Below are 15,000 nucleotides of genomic sequence, written 5' to 3'. Positions count from 1 at the left end.
GAAAATCAAATAATCACTATAAAGATCAAGCATATCCATTTAATTCCCTCCCTAAAATTAAGGGCGGAATTCTAATGCTTTTTAGTCAAACTACAAGTTTATGTGCGTAACATGAGTTAGTTAAAATAAAACAACCTGAGGGTAAGAAACGCAGCGTACGATCCAGGCTAAAGCGCGTTGCATGGGATTTGGATTATTTGCTAGCCTTGCTTGCTTTATAATGTTGTATCAGCAATAACATTGGATATGCTGCAATTAGTATTCCGGTTCGTCTGCGCCCTGAGTAAGATTGCTTATTAACCATTTAGAGCGAATAAGCCTCACAGCCTAAATTTACCGAATCTTTTGTCGACTGTTGATTAAAAAACAGCTGAACAATAATTGGTTCATTTCTAGTCATGAAAAGCCCCTGATGGGATTATAGGTTATGAAGCTGGCCGATTTAGTGCAGGCGATTCTTATGTACTGCGAGAACTTGGTAGCCTAACAGCTTTTAGGGCCAATACCGGTACTAAATGGTTAAATGGTTTCCGTTATGGGGTAGGCACCCAATTTGATGTGAATGAGCGCTTTGCTTTACGTTTGGAACTTAATGAAACTCAGTATGCACAAGTTAATGCGGAACCTTATTATAATTTAAACAGTGGTCTACCAGAGTCAGGCTCCATTTCGTTTAAATTTAGAACAACCGAAACCAGCTTAGGCCTTGTTTATAAGTTTGATCAACCTAGTTTGCCAACTAACACTAAATAACTGAGCGGCCGGAAATTTGTTCAAGGTCGATGAAGCAGTAAAACTCAAATCTCTTCAAGGTTGGGTGCAAACCCAACCAAGACATAATCACTCAAGATTGCTGGTCTTATTAAGTCTGAACGACTTCTTAATATTCTGATAATTTTAGCCTGTTATTATAAACGCAATTTTTTATTGCAGGTGATTTATGCCCACAGCTTTGTTTCCAGAAGACGGTATGCCGGTTACTATTAACCAAGGAAAAACTGGTGATTGTTATTTCTTAGCGTCGTTAGATTGTATTTTTAATTCCGGTCCTGAAGGACTTGCTAAAATAAAGTCTTTATTTACCGAAACGGAACATGGCATTACAGTTCGAATTAAACGAACAACGATAAGCGCCCATTTAAAAGTAGATAAGCTGCATGGAAAATATGATTATTTTTATGATAAAGATAGAGATGAGGATGTTTTTATCATCAGTAAAGAGCGATTAAAAGTTATTGATGGCCCTTCTATCGGTGTTAAAACTAACTCGCTTGCGGTTAAAATTCTTGAACGTTTAAGCGCTTATTATTATGTGGCGGATTGGGATAATCAATCTGATATTATGGCGAGTGTCATTGCTCATAATGTTTCAAATCGACATCAAGGCACCTCAACTGAATTTGTTGGTCTTTTGCTTGGGGTAAATACCGAAGATTTAAGCGATATCAGTAAAATAATAAAATTAAAAACTTTAGCTCCAGATTATCCTGTGTATATTAGTATGAATTATGGTGTTAAGGATGCATTTGGTAAAACTCATGGCCGACATGGTTTACGCTTGGATAAAATAATTCCTGATTCCTCTATGGCGGGTGGTTATAAGTTTGTGCTCGTAAACCCGTGGTATAACGATCGAACAGAGTCTTATAGTTTGGACGATATTAAAACGCGATCTTACCGATTTTGCTTTTTCAATCTACCTTCCCCTAAGGCTCAACTCACGCGGCAGCTCTTAAGTTTTCCGCTGGATGAGGGGCAAGCAATTTTAAATACCCCTGCTGTTTTAACCCTATTATTAGAGTATCAGGCTTTAAAGCCCAGTTTTGGCAGTGAAGACATCAAGCGTTGTCATGCCCTTTATAAAAATATGCCCAAAATGGACTCCTTATTGGCTCGTTTGTCAGCGGAGGAGAAAGTAGCTTTCTTTGATGCCCTTTATGCCGCTAATGGACGAAAAGATGAGTTTCTAAAATCATTAATAGTTAATTTGCCTCGTATAGAAATCGTCGACTTTATTTTGAACAATGAAGCCTTAAGCCCCGAGACTCTTTTATTACTGAGCGAGCGTTGTTTAGGTGAAAAAGATGAAGCCTTGTTTAGCTTATTAAAAGGTACAGATTTTCTCGCGCTTATTGCTCGCAGCGAGCTGAACAAAAATCATTTAGTAAGCAATTTAATAGAATTACATTTTAAACAAGAGAATGTGGATATTGAGTCCTTGCTTGCTATCGTTAAATTTATCCGCTTTTCTAATTTTAATCCATTAAGTCGACTTAGTGTCGAGTTAACCGAAAAAACAATTTTTACTACTCTTTTTAGCCGTGCCGTTGATGAAAAAGCCCAACAATTAAAAGTGGATAAGGAAGCAGCAAAAAAAATTGTTGAGCGGGGTTTAATTGAATATTATTTTAATAATGATTCGAATTATATTACTCGCTCAGGATCCTTACGTACTTTACTAACCAATCCGGCTTTTCCTAAAACCTTAATTGAAGATATTGCATCCCTTGAATGGCATGTTCATGGCTCGGCTCAATTTCTTAAAGACCCTGATGTTTCTCTTGCTGTCATAAAAAAACTCCGTCAGCCCGCCCCGCATTTAACAATGAGTCAATTAAATACTATTTTAAGGGATGTTGGCACTAAGCTGCCGCGTGATCTATTTTTTACTTTATTCCAATTAAGTAATATTAATGCTGAGCTAGCTCAAGCTATTCATCATCAAGTAATAGAGCAATTTAACAGCAAATTTTCCAGAGACTTTGCGAGTTTTGCGGAAGAAGTGCGTGCAGAAGAATCAAGTCCATTTAAGGATTGGTTTATTAAATCTATCCCTATAGATGAAAACAATGCCCTGCAAGAAAAAGCGCGGTTGGTGATTTCTGATTATCTTGCTAAAGTTCAGGATTTCCCGGTTACGTTCCACACCATTTATTCACTAAGCTTAGTTGACCCAGAAGTGATTAACTTGACCTCTGCATTAAAGGCCTTAATAAGCGAAAAAGCCCTTTTAGATGCTCAGCAACAATTGGATGAGGGTGAAGCCAGAGCGCTTGCCAGCACCATTGAAGAGGCGCTTGCAGGAAAAATAAAGGCTATTGAGCTTGGGGCTGAGAAGCAACGCTTGGCCTTAAGGTCTGCAGAAGCAACAGTTGCTTATTATGGGGAGCGTATTAAAGCGTTTCCTTATTCTTATGATAATACCTATACCGTTTTAGAAATTGAAAAGGAAAAACTATCTAGCCTTCGCACACTTAGCCTCTTAACTCAGAATTATGCCTTGCGAGATGCCTTAACAACCTTGGGATCTGTAGAGCGCTATCCTTCTTCCTTGGTTGATGCTTGGAAGGCGAAAGAAGTAGAAATTAATAAAGCGGGGTTAAAGCGCCAAGAAGAATTGGCTCAAGCTGAAAGAGTTATTACTCAATTAATTGATTCTGTAACCCTCTTGCCCGATTTGTTGGAGGGGCTCGTATCCATTTCTTCAATTAGTAGGCGTTCAGCAGAACAATTAGAGCAATTGTATAGCTTAATGGCCAAGCCAGAGTTGCTTCAGGCACAAAAAATATTAGGGCTAAAAGAACAAGTACCGCCAAAATTATTGGCTGCGATCGAACAAAAGGCACAGATTATTATTGAAAATACAGAAGCGCAAATTAATAAAATTAATGATGTTTATAAAAATGAACTAGCTCAAGGTTTGAAAAAAATCCAAGAATTTTCTATTTCTTTTGAGGATAAGGAATCAATTAAGAGTATTGATGACCATAAACAAGACTTACTTAATAGCTTAGCAAGCCTAGTAGTTAACTCTAAAATGAGTGCGGCATTAAAAGCTTTGCAAATGTCCGGCTTGCCTGAGGAAATGAAATATGAGCTCAGTAGGGCACAAGAGGCCATTAGAGAGGCTGCTCTAAGGCGGAAAACTAAGCTAATGCAGCAAGCTGAAACTAATGTGGCGTTTTATTTAAACAAAATAAATGATTTTAAGGTGTACTTTTCTGATCACAGCAGCGAACCAGTAATCAGAAAAAGAGTGGTAGAGTTACACGCTGAACTTACAAGACTTAGTAAGGAAAGCATATTGCAAGAGGCTTTAGGCTTAATTCCTGCAGCCCAAGTGAGAATTAGAGAGGCTTATCTCGCCAAAGAAAAAGAGATTTCTAGGGTAGCCGCGCAAAAGCTTATCGATTCTTATCGTCAACGTATTCACGGTCTTGACTTAACTTTCGCAGGTGAAAATTCTGAGCAGAAAATTACCAAACGCCAAAAAGAATTACTGGATAAGCTGTATTTATTGAGCAAGGATCAAGCACTAAAAGATGCTTTAATTTTAGTTCCTTCAGCCCAGCAAGCCATTGATGAGCTTGTATTAGGGCAAGAAAAAAATATTAATAGCAAAGCGGAACACTTACACGCCGAAATACGAGTCCTTGAGGCGAGGAACGTGTTAGAACTTTGTATTGAATCTATTAATAGTTTGCCTCTATCGTTTGGTGATTTGCACTCGCTAGAAGCAATCGAGGCTCAGAAAAAAGAATATTTAGACCACTTAGCGCGTTTGCTTAGTGCCCCAACGGTAGAAGCTGCTTTAGTTTTATCGCAATTAAGCGCACTCTCGCAAAAAACTAGAGAGGCTTTGAGCCTTAAACAATCCCTTATCAATGAGGCTGCAGCACAGCAAAGCAAGAAACTCGAGGTTAATTCGAGGACACTCTTAGAATCTTATTTGGAGCGGATAAATAACTTTAAGGTGGACTTTACTCAGTTCCACTCAAAACCAGCAATAAAGCGAGAAAGTGAAGCTTTATTGCTTAAACTTCAAGCTATTCTTCAAGAGCCTGAGTTAAGTGCTGCGAAATTTAGCGAAGCAGCCTCGGAGCAATTGCTGCAAGCCTTGGCCATTAAAGAAAAAGAGATTCGTTCGGCCGCTGTTAAGAGGCAGGAATTTGTAGAGGACTATAACGCGATTATTTTAGAACAAGGCAGGAAAACTAAGCTAATTCAGAGAGCAGAGGATACGATAGAGCATTATTTAAACAAAATAAATAATTTTACAGTGTCCTTTTCTGATCACAGCAGTGAACAAGTAATAAGAAAAAGAGTGGTAGAGTTACACGCTGACCTTAAACTAATTAGCAATGAGTCACTATTACAGGAAGCCTTAGTATTAATTCCGGTGGCGCAAGGACGAATTAAAGAGGCCTATCTAGCTAAGGAAAAAGAGATCTCCAGGAGTGCAGAAACTATTAAGATCGTTAATCCTCAGACGGATAAAGCCCAAGAGCTTATCGACTCTTATCGTCAACGCATTCGCGATTTTGCAGTGACTTTCGCTGGGGAAAATTCTGAGCAACAAATTACCAAATGTCAAAAAGAGTTACTGGATAAGCTGTATTTGCTTAGTGCGGAGCCTTCGCTAAAAGAGGCTTTGAGTTTAATCCCATCAGCCCAACTTGCTCTTAACCAACTAGTGCGTGCACAGGCAGACAATATTAATAGCCAAGCCGAGAGCTTGCTGGCCCAAGTACGAGTCTTTGAGGCGAGAAAAGTGTTAGAGGTTTGTATTGAATCGATTGATACTTTGCCTCTATCGTTTGTAGGTTTGTCCTCGCTAGAAGCAATAAAGACTCAGAAAAAAGAATATTTAGCGCAATTAGATCGCCTAGTAAATGCTCCGGCAGTAAGAGCTGCTTTAGCCTTAACGCAGGGAACTGAACTTTCGCAGCAGATTAAAGAGGCTTTGAGCAACAAACAAGAACTTATTCATGTTGCTGCGACAAAACAAAGCGAAAAACTCTTAGTTGATTCACAGGCTCACTTAGAATCTTATTTGGAAAGGATTAATACTATTAAGGTGGATTTAACTCAATGCCATTCAGAATCAGCAATAAGACGAGAAAGTGAAGCTTTATTGCTTAAACTTCAAGAAATTGATCAGGAAGCTAGATTCAGCGATTCTTTACTTAGCAGCGCTGCTTCCGAACAAGTACTACAAGCTAGAGTAATTAAAGAAAACCAAATTCATACCGCCTCGTCCCAAAGGCAGCAGGATGTAGAGCAAGCAAAAGCCCGAATTATTCTAGAACAAAGTGGTTTTTATGGCCATTTAGCCCTTATTTTGCAAAAAACTGAGGAACTTGAAGCGAAAAAGACTAAAAGCGAGGATTATCGTTTGGCTGCTTTAAAAGCAAGAGCCTTATATGAAGTTTTAGATAAAGCGAAAACTGATTTTTTAACTAAGCAGGGTAGTAATATAGATAAATTAGCGACCTTCAAAGAAGAGACTAATCTTGCGATTACCGACGCATTGTCTGTTTTAGAGAACCATAGAGGGTGGAAACAGCTGTTGCTTGATGTTGCCAACTTTGTGGTGATGCTCGGAACTGGCTTCACTAGTTATTTAATCACTCAACGTTTCCGTTTATTTACTACACCCACGGACTCTGCGGAAAAAGTATTAGATTTACAACAGAATATTCAGCAGATTAGTGTGAATGCTGGTTGACAGAAAAGCTATAAGGTCCACTTAAATTTGATCTAGGCCAACTTCAAATTGGCCTATGCACGAACAGCTATTAACGAAAATTAATCGGATTGAATGCTATTTAAGCCTAATTTTTTTAAGTTTCCTTCTTCGACACGGTTTTTATCCTTACTTATTGCAGAATACTTCATTTAATAATTGGTTGCGCATCTCTGGCTCTTGAAGGTAATTTTTTGCCTTTCATTTTTATAAAAACATTTAATAAATGCGAGTCAAGACTGTTTTTTTAATTTTTATTCGGTTATCATCTTCAAGCTTTAGTCATCCAGATTCTTCACTGTGGATAAGTGTCAATAGGGTACAAGCCCTCACTTTCTTAAAAATCAAAATAATTTCGCACGAACCCTTGTGGCTACTGATATATTGAGTTTTTTTGAGATTCGAATTGCGGTTAAGATATCCACAATTTCTGTGGATAAGTCTGTGCATACAGCGTGATTTTCCTTATTTATTATGCACAAGTCAAAATGCTTAGAACCTATTCCACGCTGCTTGTGTCATGATCCTTTAAAGAGGCTAGCTTATCTAAGTGATTTAATAAAAAAAGCAAAAAGTTTTATCCTTCTCCTAAAAAAGAGAAGGGAGGATATTCTCCACGCTTAAGGCCTTATTCTATCGGGCTTTATTTAGGCGAGGGATCGAAATTAATATTTATTTCTTGGGGAGAAGGGCTTACTTGGGGCCTTGGCTGCGTGTTCGCAGTGACTCGATCATAGGCAAAGAATCCTAGCAGTACTAACCCTGTTCCTGCGGTTGCACGACCTGTTTCAATGACACTGGTTTTAGAAGCCTGAAAAAGAACTTCGGCACCTTTTTTAGACGTATTACAGAATACTCTCCACATACCCATACCTAGACCTGCTGACATATTGTTTCTTCCTGATTAAAATTTGCCATTATTTTCAAAAATTACACAGCTATTGTAAACGAAATTAAAACTAATGCAACTAGATCTTGGTTATAAGGAAGAGGAGGAGTGTAAAGTCACTGATATATTTAGAAATTTATAGGAAAAAAAATTTGAAAACATCCTTGTTATAGCGGGATTACATTCTTTTGGTTGGGGATTCAGAGGGTTGATCTTCTATCATTGCCCTTTTGGGCCAAATAGCTTTCAAAGGCTCTGTTCCCATCATATAATCCATTCCCAGAATGGTCGCAAAAGTTAATGCTGCTTGAGGACTTCTTATAATAAATTCTCTTAAAAAATTGGTGTAAGCCAGCTCAGATGCTGCTGATTTAAGCCCAACTTTTTTAACATGTTGCTCCATTGAACGAAACATGGTGAACGGAGAGGTAGTTAATAAACGTTTATTTTCAACCGTCGTTGCCAATAATTTACGATCAGCGTAAGCATTCGGGAGCGTGGTAAAGAAGGTTGCAAATACACCTGCGGTAGCCCCGCCCGCTATTTTGTTTAATAGTTCCTGTTCGAAATGATAAAAGGAGCTGAATTTATCACCAACGAAGCCAATAGCTGCGAAATTTACAAAACCCGCAATAGAGCGTGAGCCCCAATTTACCATGGTTAATTTATAAATATTAAAAGGTGACCATTTAAAATTATCTGCCGTAATTATTCCTGCACTGGTTAATTTTGCTTTTCCATATAAGGCATTACTTATAAAGTGATCAGCTTGAGCAAAAGCTAAAGTTCCAGCCCACTTCCTGCTTAAAGGTAGTTCAGCTTCTATTTCTTCCTCAACAACGGCCTCTTTGTTTGCATGCTTAGAAGTTACGGCAACGGCGCCACGTTTTTGTCCTGCAACAGCATAGGGTAAGAAACCACGATATAAACCGCGAAAAAGACCACCGCTTACAGCTGAAGTACCTGACATTTGCAGTTGAGTTAGTAGCGATTGAAAAGGTTGCGTCACTAAAGAAACTGTAAAGGATATCCCTGCCGTTTTAGCTACTAAGTTACTTACTATATAGGGGGCACTGGCATACGTTAATGCTGTGTCAGGAGTTTTTTTAGGTTCAATTTTTTCTTGCATTTATCTTCTCCACTACTAATTCAAGAGGGAAGAGTAACGTAATTTTCTTAAAGAAATATTAAGAAAAGCAAAAAAATTGAAAATTTTGTGCCTTTAATATCTCCCATATTCATTATAAAGGCTAAGTGTATTTAAAACAAGCTTAAAAATGGTTTATTTTATATAAATAATATATTTCTTTCTACAAATGCCTTTCAAAAGATTTATCCAGAACAACTTAAGAGAGTAAAACCTTAAAGAGGAAGTTTAAGGAAAGGACAATTAAAAAGCTCCCTTCCTTGAGTCTGTTAAGCAGAGCGAATTGAGAAGGCCATAAAGATATAAGTCCATCCGCTAATAATTAAATCAATTGCAATAAACATTCCTATAACCCATAAACCACTTATTGGCCATTGCATAAAAATGAGCAGACCCAAAATAAGGGAACAAAGACCCGCGAAGAGAATATATCCCCACCCAGGTGTCTCTTTTAAATAAAAAGCCATGATTATCCTGCTTATGCCAATAATAATTAATAGCCAGGCTAATAAAGCGGTAATCATAGTAGAGGCGAGAAGTGGATCATAGACAATGACCAGAGAAGCAAGAAGATAGAGTAAAGCGATGAAAATTTGCCATAAAATTCCTTTAAACCCTTTATATTTAAAGGCGTCAGCGAAATGAGATAGGCTTGATATCAGTAAAAGGGCTGCAAAAAAATACATGCTCGCTAAGGTGAGCATAAATTCCATGCCCAAACCAATGAAACCTAAAATTAATAAAACAATACCAAAACCTAAGAGCCATCCTTTATGCCGTTGTATTGGGCTAGGAGAAGGAGTGTTTATCTGTTTATCATTAGTCATCTGCAATTCCTTTTATCATTTTTTTATTGGGCCTTAAACACAAGGCTTAAGGTAAAAAGTCATGGGTAGCTTGTTGATAGGTATTTAGATAATCGTCTTGAATAACAATCGCTTTAGCATCAGCTGCAATTAAAGTTTGTGTTTTTTTCAAAGTGCCTGTTTTAAATTTCCATCCTTGAGGTAATTGTAATTTATCGCCAAGATTTTTTAATGATTGCATTGTTTGAGGCTTCAGTTCAATACTATAGGACTGCATGACATAGACTCTACCCTTAGGGTCAATTAGCTCATAGACTGGCTTATTTGCTTGATAGATCCAGGTGGTTTTGCGATCTACTTCATGCGTTTGATAATATTTTTTTGCTCCTAATAGGGTCATAAGGTCTAGATGTATTATTCCTGCTTCACGCATGGCAATACCACCAATCATCCGGGTGCTAGGGTTAATGAGGCTGGTATTTTTGAAGCCATCAATGATCCAATAACGCGGACCATTTAAATGGATGCGCGAAGCTTGAGTTTCCTTTTTTACTTCAGCGCTTGTAAGGTGGCTCCATTTATCTTCCGGACAATTATTTAATCCCCAGGTATTATAGACCGCATATTTGGTCAGCGAGGTGCCTATAATAACTTCGCAATACCGTCCTCCTCGCATCCCTAATTTGTCCGCCGCGTGAATTGATGTGGCAATAAATAGAGTGGCTAAAAATGCCCCCATCCGTGGAAACTGTGTCATGGTTATTATCCTTTTAATATTCTTATACTACTTAAGATAGGCGGCTTTATTATTTTTCTCCACTCTGCCTTGTAAAATAGATAAATTTATCTCTCTACCTAAAATGCTATACTACACAAAACAGGAGGTGTAGTTATGAAGTTATTACGTTTTGGTGAGGCCGGAAAGGAGAGAGCAGGCTTAATTGATGAGGAAGGGCAAATACGGGATCTTTCGTCCTTTATTAGCGATCTTAGTCCAAGTACTTTGGATAAGATCTCAGCTTTGCAGCATCTCAATAGCGCAAATTTCCCAATTGTTGAGAATGTTCGGATCGCATCTTGTATAAATCAACCGGGAAAATTCATTTGTATTGGTTATAACTCCTTACTACATACCCAACAAATGGGGGCAAAGCCACTTGATAATAATGAAATGATGGTTTTTTTAAAGCCTTCTTGTGCCGTTTGTGGTCCTAATGACCCTATTTTATTTACCCCTTTAACTAAAAAATTAGATTGGGAGGCTGAACTTGGAATTGTGATTGGTAAAAAGGGGAAATATATTAAAAAGGAAAATGCGAAGGAACATATTCTAGGTTATACCTGTGTTAATGACTTATCCGAGCGTTTTTGGCAATTCGAGACGCTTGATAAACAATATACTAAAGGGAAGGGCTTTGATAATGCAGCGCCCCTGGGTCCTTATTTAGTGACTCGCGATGAAATCCCTAACTCCAAAGATCTCCATGTACAGTTATGGGTCAATGGCGAGTTAAGGCAAGATTTTAAAACGAATGATTATATTAATGATGATGAAACAATTATTGCTTATTTAAGTCAATTCTTTACTCTCTATCCCGGTGATGTGATTTCAATGGGCTCGGCGCCCGGCAATGCCAAATCTTGGGGCGAAGATAAGTATTTAAAAATTGGCGATACGGTGGAGTTGAGTATCACTGGTTTAGGAAAACAAAAGCAACAGGTTATAAAAGAGGAGGTTCCCAATTAATTGGGCTAAGGACTATTGGCCTAATAGGCCAATAGTCCTAAACGTTTTGTATAGGCATACCGTACATAACTCACTGTATTATATTAATTTAATTAATTATTTCTCCCAGTTAACCTCGATAAATTAAGGAAACATATTATAGAAAGATATTCTCTACGAACTAGACTTAGAATTGTAAAAATATTAAACATTCTTAAGGAGAATATGATGACTGGAACAACAGAAGGTGGAAAAAAAGCTGCGGCAAAACAAGATATGAGTGAAAAAGGCCGCAAAGGTGGGCAAAGCTCCCATGGTGGTGGCAGAGGTTCTAACTTAACTACTGAAGATAGAAAAAAAGGTGGTGAGAATTCACATGGGGGAAAATAAAATAATAAAAAACAATTAAAGGGCTTCGGCCCTTTAATTTTATCTTTAATTAATTCGGCCTGCTGTAGTAATAACGGATCGTATATTTAATGACTCCTATGTAATGAGGATTACTATGAACAAGGAAAAACTCAAAGATAATGAATCTTATCGTCACCAAAATGAGCAGGATATAAAACGTCCTATTGAGCATGAAACAGATAAAAGAGGCCAAAGACAAGGCGGTATTGATAAAAAAGGCCAAAAGGAAAAAGATATAAAAAGGAATGGCTAAATTATTTTACCTTTTATAGCTTGGCTATAAAGTGTACTCGAATTACATTATTTTACAGATTAAAAACCGATTATTAATGGCCTGACTTAATTCAGGATGAATGGGATGGAATTGAGGTGAAACTCACTCTCTCTAAGTGGTAGTAGTTCAAACTTGATCTGACCATGACCTGTTTTCAGAACTGTCTGCAGGTCAGCTCAAGTTTAAATTACTGGAGCTAAAGGGCTTTCCCTGGGTTTTGCTCGGGCCTTTTTTCATAGGTTTTCTTCTCTTTATTATTAGCCTTATTTACCACATCAGTGGGCTTTAATTTGCCTAAACCCAAATCACCTAATTCTTTATAAGCTTTTCCGCTTTGATTATTCTTTTTCACCGAGTATCTCCTTTCAAATGTTTAAGAAAATTTATTAGTTATTTGCAATTCATTTTCTAATAAGTGTTTAATTATAATTAAGTGTTTTTCTTCTTCCTCCAAGGCAGTTTGGAACTGCTGAGCAATTTTCTCCTGGTCATTTTTAAGAGCTAAATTAATTAAAAGCTCCCAAGCCGCATTATCCGTTAGCTCAATGGACAACAAGGTATTTAAAGTTTGCGCAATATTGGTTCTAGGATCAGTAAGCACTTGCATATATCCTTGGCCCATTACCCCGCTAAGATCAGCACAAGGTGTCATCTCGGTAGGATCGCCCCCTAAGCGTGTAATTGCTTGACTAACTAAAACCATATGCTGTACTTCTTCTTCCTTAATGTGGAGCATTTCCTTACTTAAGTCTTTTCTTTTAAAAGCATCGGCCTTAGCAATAGCTGCTTCATAAAACCGTACTCCAGAGCGCTCATAAGCCAATCGTTCACCTAATTTATCTAAAAAAATTTCACTATCTGGTGATAAATCTTTATGATTATTCTTCATGACGTTATACAGGGCAACGGTTCCCATAGGATCTGCTTCTTTGCACTTTTGCACACGTTCCTTAGCTAAAACAAAGGCATCGCCCTCAATATCAGGCGGATATTTTTTTACCGCTTCTAACATTTTCTTTTTATTAGTGGGGGAGAATTGAGCCCCGGTGCAATTAATTACATCCATGTTTAATTTATCCATCTTCGACCCCTTAATTAATAGTTAATTCAGTGCCTGGTTTCCATGTATATCCTGCTGATATTATTTCCGCAGGAACACCGGCTGAATTGAGTTGTTTTCTATATTTGAGGGAAGCTACACTCTCTTGGGATTTATCGACATAGTTAATTCCGTCTGCGCGCAAATTAACTTCTTTTTCTAAAACTTTCCGCACAAAAGCCCGCTGGCTTTTAAATTCAACCATTTTAGGTAAGTTTCCTTGCAATAATTCCTGCGGATCCCTTTGCTCAATTTTTTTAAAAAATTGACAAGCTTCATGGAGCTGGCCTAATTCATAATCAAGAAATCGCTCCCATATCGCTTTAATACGGGGGTTTGTTTCTTGTTCCATACAACTTAGATAGTTATAGACCTCAGTGGCTTCATGGATAAGCCATTTTTCCATAATGGTTTCATCGGGGTCCATCAGCGAGCCGTATTGGGTAACATGTTGCTCCTCTATAGAGGCAATTTCTGCATAAAGCTGTCTTGCCACGGGATCAGCAAAAGTGGGTCCGATATTCATATAATAATCATGGGTTTGATATTCCGCACCCGTAATCATTGCTGCATGGATCTTTGTGATAAGAGTGGCGTTATGTTTATTATAAGACTCTCTTAAATCATCTTGAGGAGCTCGATGGTGTTCGCTGGTAACACGGCCCGGAATAATATCGGTATAGCCTTGTAAAATATTATTCGCATCTTTTCCTTCTAATCTATCTAATAAGGCCGCATAGCGATAAAGATGATCGAAATCTTCTAGCAGCCCGAAGCGATAGGTTTGCGCTTGATAAGGATCAGGTTCACTTTGCGCTACTGCGGCGGTCACCTCAATGGCAACTTGCTCATAAGCAATGGTCGTTTCGATAGGGGAGTGATCTGCAGAGAGCAGCCAATTAATTAAGGTCGCTTGATGTTGCTCTACTCTTCTTATCTCCGCTAAAGGAAGCTGAATCTCTTTATTAAACCTAGCTAAAAAATGCTTTAAGCGTAGAGCGTCCAACTCGATCCCATTCATCAGTATTATCCGGACGCGGGTAAAGGCATCATCGTCTAATTTCGAGATAGGCTTATCAGCTAATTCTTTCCAAGTAAATTTTTGTTTATTAAGGGGTACCCCTTTATTTAATAATAAATTTGAGAAATTAATAGTCATAAGAAAATCCTTATTTTTAGTTGCAACTATTGTTTATTAAAGGTGGCATGTTCAGATGAACGATTAGTGTTCTACTTTTGTGCATTAGCGCTTGTTTTGTTTCTTTTGTTTTTTATTTTGCCAGTTCTTGCTCTATCAATTTCTTCATGGTCATGCTTATATCCTTTTTGCGGCTCATTCCCTTCCTCATTATCTAGCCAAGCCATCTGGAAGTTTTCAAAGAGATCTTGCATGTATTCAATGGTAATTTGACTATTTTCAGCCCATAAATTGATAGATCGCTCTAGCAATGGGGAGGGCATCAAGCCTGTAGAACCCCAATGCGGAATGTTTTTTAAGAGTTTAAAATTGGAGTTAATTAAGTTTTGTATGGGATTTTCCGGGCGTATATCTCTATCCATTTGCATCTCCTTGTAGATTAACAACTTGTTAATAAAGAATACGCGCTGGAAACAAAGATATCAGTTCTTGATTACCCTAAAAGATAAAGGTTTAATATTGCGATGAACTGCTAAAAACAATTCAAGAGCTTGTTAGACTCTTCCTGTAAAATAATAATCCGGTACTGCAGAAGAATGGGAAGCTCCAAAAGCAATACCGGATTATGCCGTAATCAAAGGTTTAAAAATTACTTATCACTACTTAGGATTTTTTACTTCCTTGTTTATATCAGGAGATTTGGTAGTTATTGGATTTTTATGACCCACACCTACATTCAAGCGCTTTTCAGCTTTTGTGGATTCTTTATTCCTAGTTACATCTTTTTGGGATGGTTTAAATTGATTAGTCATGATGACCTCCTTGTACTAATTAATTTCTTGAACATTGAAAATTCAGCTAAGGAACTCATGTTACGCACATAAACTTGTAGTTTGACTAAAAAGCATTAGAATTCCGCCCTTAATTTTAGGGAGGGAATTAAATGGATATGCTTGATCTTTATAGTGATTATTTGATTTTCCA

General features: G+C 37.7%; 14 protein-coding genes. 5 read left to right on the top strand and 9 right to left on the bottom strand.

Annotated elements, in window-relative coordinates; all coding sequences use genetic code 11:
- The first annotated feature begins 558 nt into the window (after positions 1-558).
- Entirely contained in the window at positions 559-753 is a 195-nt protein-coding gene (locus tag ELY15_RS08850; protein WP_127099306.1) for a hypothetical protein, read from the top strand.
- Positions 754-940: 187 nt separating this feature from the next.
- A complete protein-coding gene (locus tag ELY15_RS08845) occupies positions 941-6,508 on the top strand; it encodes a hypothetical protein (RefSeq protein ID WP_127099305.1) in 5,568 nt (1,855 codons plus the stop codon).
- Between the two features lie 661 nt (positions 6,509-7,169).
- Here ELY15_RS08845 and ELY15_RS08840 read toward each other — a convergent pair.
- The 4 genes from ELY15_RS08840 to ELY15_RS08825 form a co-directional block, all read right to left on the bottom strand.
- The gene (locus tag ELY15_RS08840) at positions 7,170-7,415 is read right to left on the bottom strand and encodes a hypothetical protein (protein ID WP_127099304.1); all 246 of its coding nucleotides are present in this window, start codon (positions 7,413-7,415) and stop codon (positions 7,170-7,172) included.
- 178 nt (positions 7,416-7,593) lie between these two features.
- Positions 7,594-8,544, bottom strand: coding sequence for a hypothetical protein (locus ELY15_RS08835; protein ID WP_127099303.1), 951 nt, complete (start codon positions 8,542-8,544; stop codon positions 7,594-7,596).
- A 287-nt stretch (positions 8,545-8,831) separates the two neighbouring features.
- On the bottom strand, positions 8,832-9,389 hold the full coding sequence (locus ELY15_RS08830) for an HdeD family acid-resistance protein (protein WP_127099302.1): 558 nt from the start codon (positions 9,387-9,389) through the stop codon (positions 8,832-8,834).
- Between the two features lie 46 nt (positions 9,390-9,435).
- Positions 9,436-10,125, bottom strand: a complete 690-nt coding sequence (locus ELY15_RS08825; protein WP_233586584.1) for a hypothetical protein — start codon at positions 10,123-10,125, stop codon at positions 9,436-9,438.
- Between the two features lie 135 nt (positions 10,126-10,260).
- Here ELY15_RS08825 and ELY15_RS08820 point away from each other — a divergent pair, with 135 nt between their 5' ends.
- The 3 genes from ELY15_RS08820 (at position 10,261) to ELY15_RS16110 (ending at position 11,758) form a co-directional block, all read left to right on the top strand.
- On the top strand, positions 10,261-11,115 hold the full coding sequence (locus ELY15_RS08820) for a fumarylacetoacetate hydrolase family protein (RefSeq protein ID WP_127099301.1): 855 nt from the start codon (positions 10,261-10,263) through the stop codon (positions 11,113-11,115).
- Between the two features lie 204 nt (positions 11,116-11,319).
- A complete protein-coding gene (locus ELY15_RS08815) occupies positions 11,320-11,484 on the top strand; it encodes a stress-induced acidophilic repeat motif-containing protein (protein ID WP_127099300.1) in 165 nt (54 codons plus the stop codon).
- A 115-nt stretch (positions 11,485-11,599) separates the two neighbouring features.
- On the top strand, positions 11,600-11,758 hold the full coding sequence (locus ELY15_RS16110) for a hypothetical protein (protein WP_158617439.1): 159 nt from the start codon (positions 11,600-11,602) through the stop codon (positions 11,756-11,758).
- A gap of 217 nt (positions 11,759-11,975) precedes the next feature.
- Here the strand turns inward: ELY15_RS16110 and ELY15_RS16105 are convergent, their stop codons facing one another.
- The 5 genes from ELY15_RS16105 to ELY15_RS16100 form a co-directional block, all read right to left on the bottom strand.
- Complete coding sequence (locus ELY15_RS16105; RefSeq protein WP_158617438.1) at positions 11,976-12,131, bottom strand: hypothetical protein; 156 nt, start codon at positions 12,129-12,131, stop codon at positions 11,976-11,978.
- A 21-nt stretch (positions 12,132-12,152) separates the two neighbouring features.
- Positions 12,153-12,860, bottom strand: a complete 708-nt coding sequence (locus tag ELY15_RS08810) for a DUF892 family protein (protein WP_127099299.1) — start codon at positions 12,858-12,860, stop codon at positions 12,153-12,155.
- A 10-nt stretch (positions 12,861-12,870) separates the two neighbouring features.
- A complete protein-coding gene (locus ELY15_RS08805; RefSeq protein ID WP_127099298.1) occupies positions 12,871-14,037 on the bottom strand; it encodes a hypothetical protein in 1,167 nt (388 codons plus the stop codon).
- A 71-nt stretch (positions 14,038-14,108) separates the two neighbouring features.
- Positions 14,109-14,438 (bottom strand): hypothetical protein, encoded by a 330-nt coding sequence (locus ELY15_RS08800; RefSeq protein ID WP_127099297.1) that lies wholly within the window; start codon positions 14,436-14,438, stop codon positions 14,109-14,111.
- Between the two features lie 237 nt (positions 14,439-14,675).
- Positions 14,676-14,828, bottom strand: coding sequence for a hypothetical protein (locus ELY15_RS16100; protein WP_158617437.1), 153 nt, complete (start codon positions 14,826-14,828; stop codon positions 14,676-14,678).
- Positions 14,829-15,000 lie beyond the last annotated feature (172 nt).

The organism is Legionella sp. km772, assembly GCF_003989735.1.
In the GTDB taxonomy this organism is placed as follows: domain Bacteria; phylum Pseudomonadota; class Gammaproteobacteria; order Legionellales; family Legionellaceae; genus Legionella.
Note: the sequence above shows the minus strand (reverse complement) of the source record. Positions and strands in the feature narration are given on the sequence as shown.

Bases quoted from the DNA above. Each gene is read 5' to 3' on its own strand.
- ELY15_RS08805 (WP_127099298.1), bottom strand. From the start codon at position 14,037: ATGACTATTAATTTCTCAAATTTATTATTAAATAAAGGGGTACCCCTT.
- ELY15_RS08840 (WP_127099304.1), bottom strand. From the start codon at position 7,415: ATGTCAGCAGGTCTAGGTATGGGTATGTGGAGAGTATTCTGTAATACG.
- ELY15_RS08800 (WP_127099297.1), bottom strand. From the start codon at position 14,438: ATGGATAGAGATATACGCCCGGAAAATCCCATACAAAACTTAATTAAC.
- ELY15_RS08845 (WP_127099305.1), top strand. From the start codon at position 941: ATGCCCACAGCTTTGTTTCCAGAAGACGGTATGCCGGTTACTATTAAC.
- ELY15_RS08835 (WP_127099303.1), bottom strand. From the start codon at position 8,544: ATGCAAGAAAAAATTGAACCTAAAAAAACTCCTGACACAGCATTAACG.
- ELY15_RS08830 (WP_127099302.1), bottom strand. From the start codon at position 9,389: ATGACTAATGATAAACAGATAAACACTCCTTCTCCTAGCCCAATACAA.
- ELY15_RS08815 (WP_127099300.1), top strand. From the start codon at position 11,320: ATGATGACTGGAACAACAGAAGGTGGAAAAAAAGCTGCGGCAAAACAA.
- ELY15_RS08825 (WP_233586584.1), bottom strand. From the start codon at position 10,125: ATGACACAGTTTCCACGGATGGGGGCATTTTTAGCCACTCTATTTATT.
- ELY15_RS08820 (WP_127099301.1), top strand. From the start codon at position 10,261: ATGAAGTTATTACGTTTTGGTGAGGCCGGAAAGGAGAGAGCAGGCTTA.
- ELY15_RS08810 (WP_127099299.1), bottom strand. From the start codon at position 12,860: ATGGATAAATTAAACATGGATGTAATTAATTGCACCGGGGCTCAATTC.
- ELY15_RS16110 (WP_158617439.1), top strand. From the start codon at position 11,600: ATGAACAAGGAAAAACTCAAAGATAATGAATCTTATCGTCACCAAAAT.
- ELY15_RS16100 (WP_158617437.1), bottom strand. From the start codon at position 14,828: ATGACTAATCAATTTAAACCATCCCAAAAAGATGTAACTAGGAATAAA.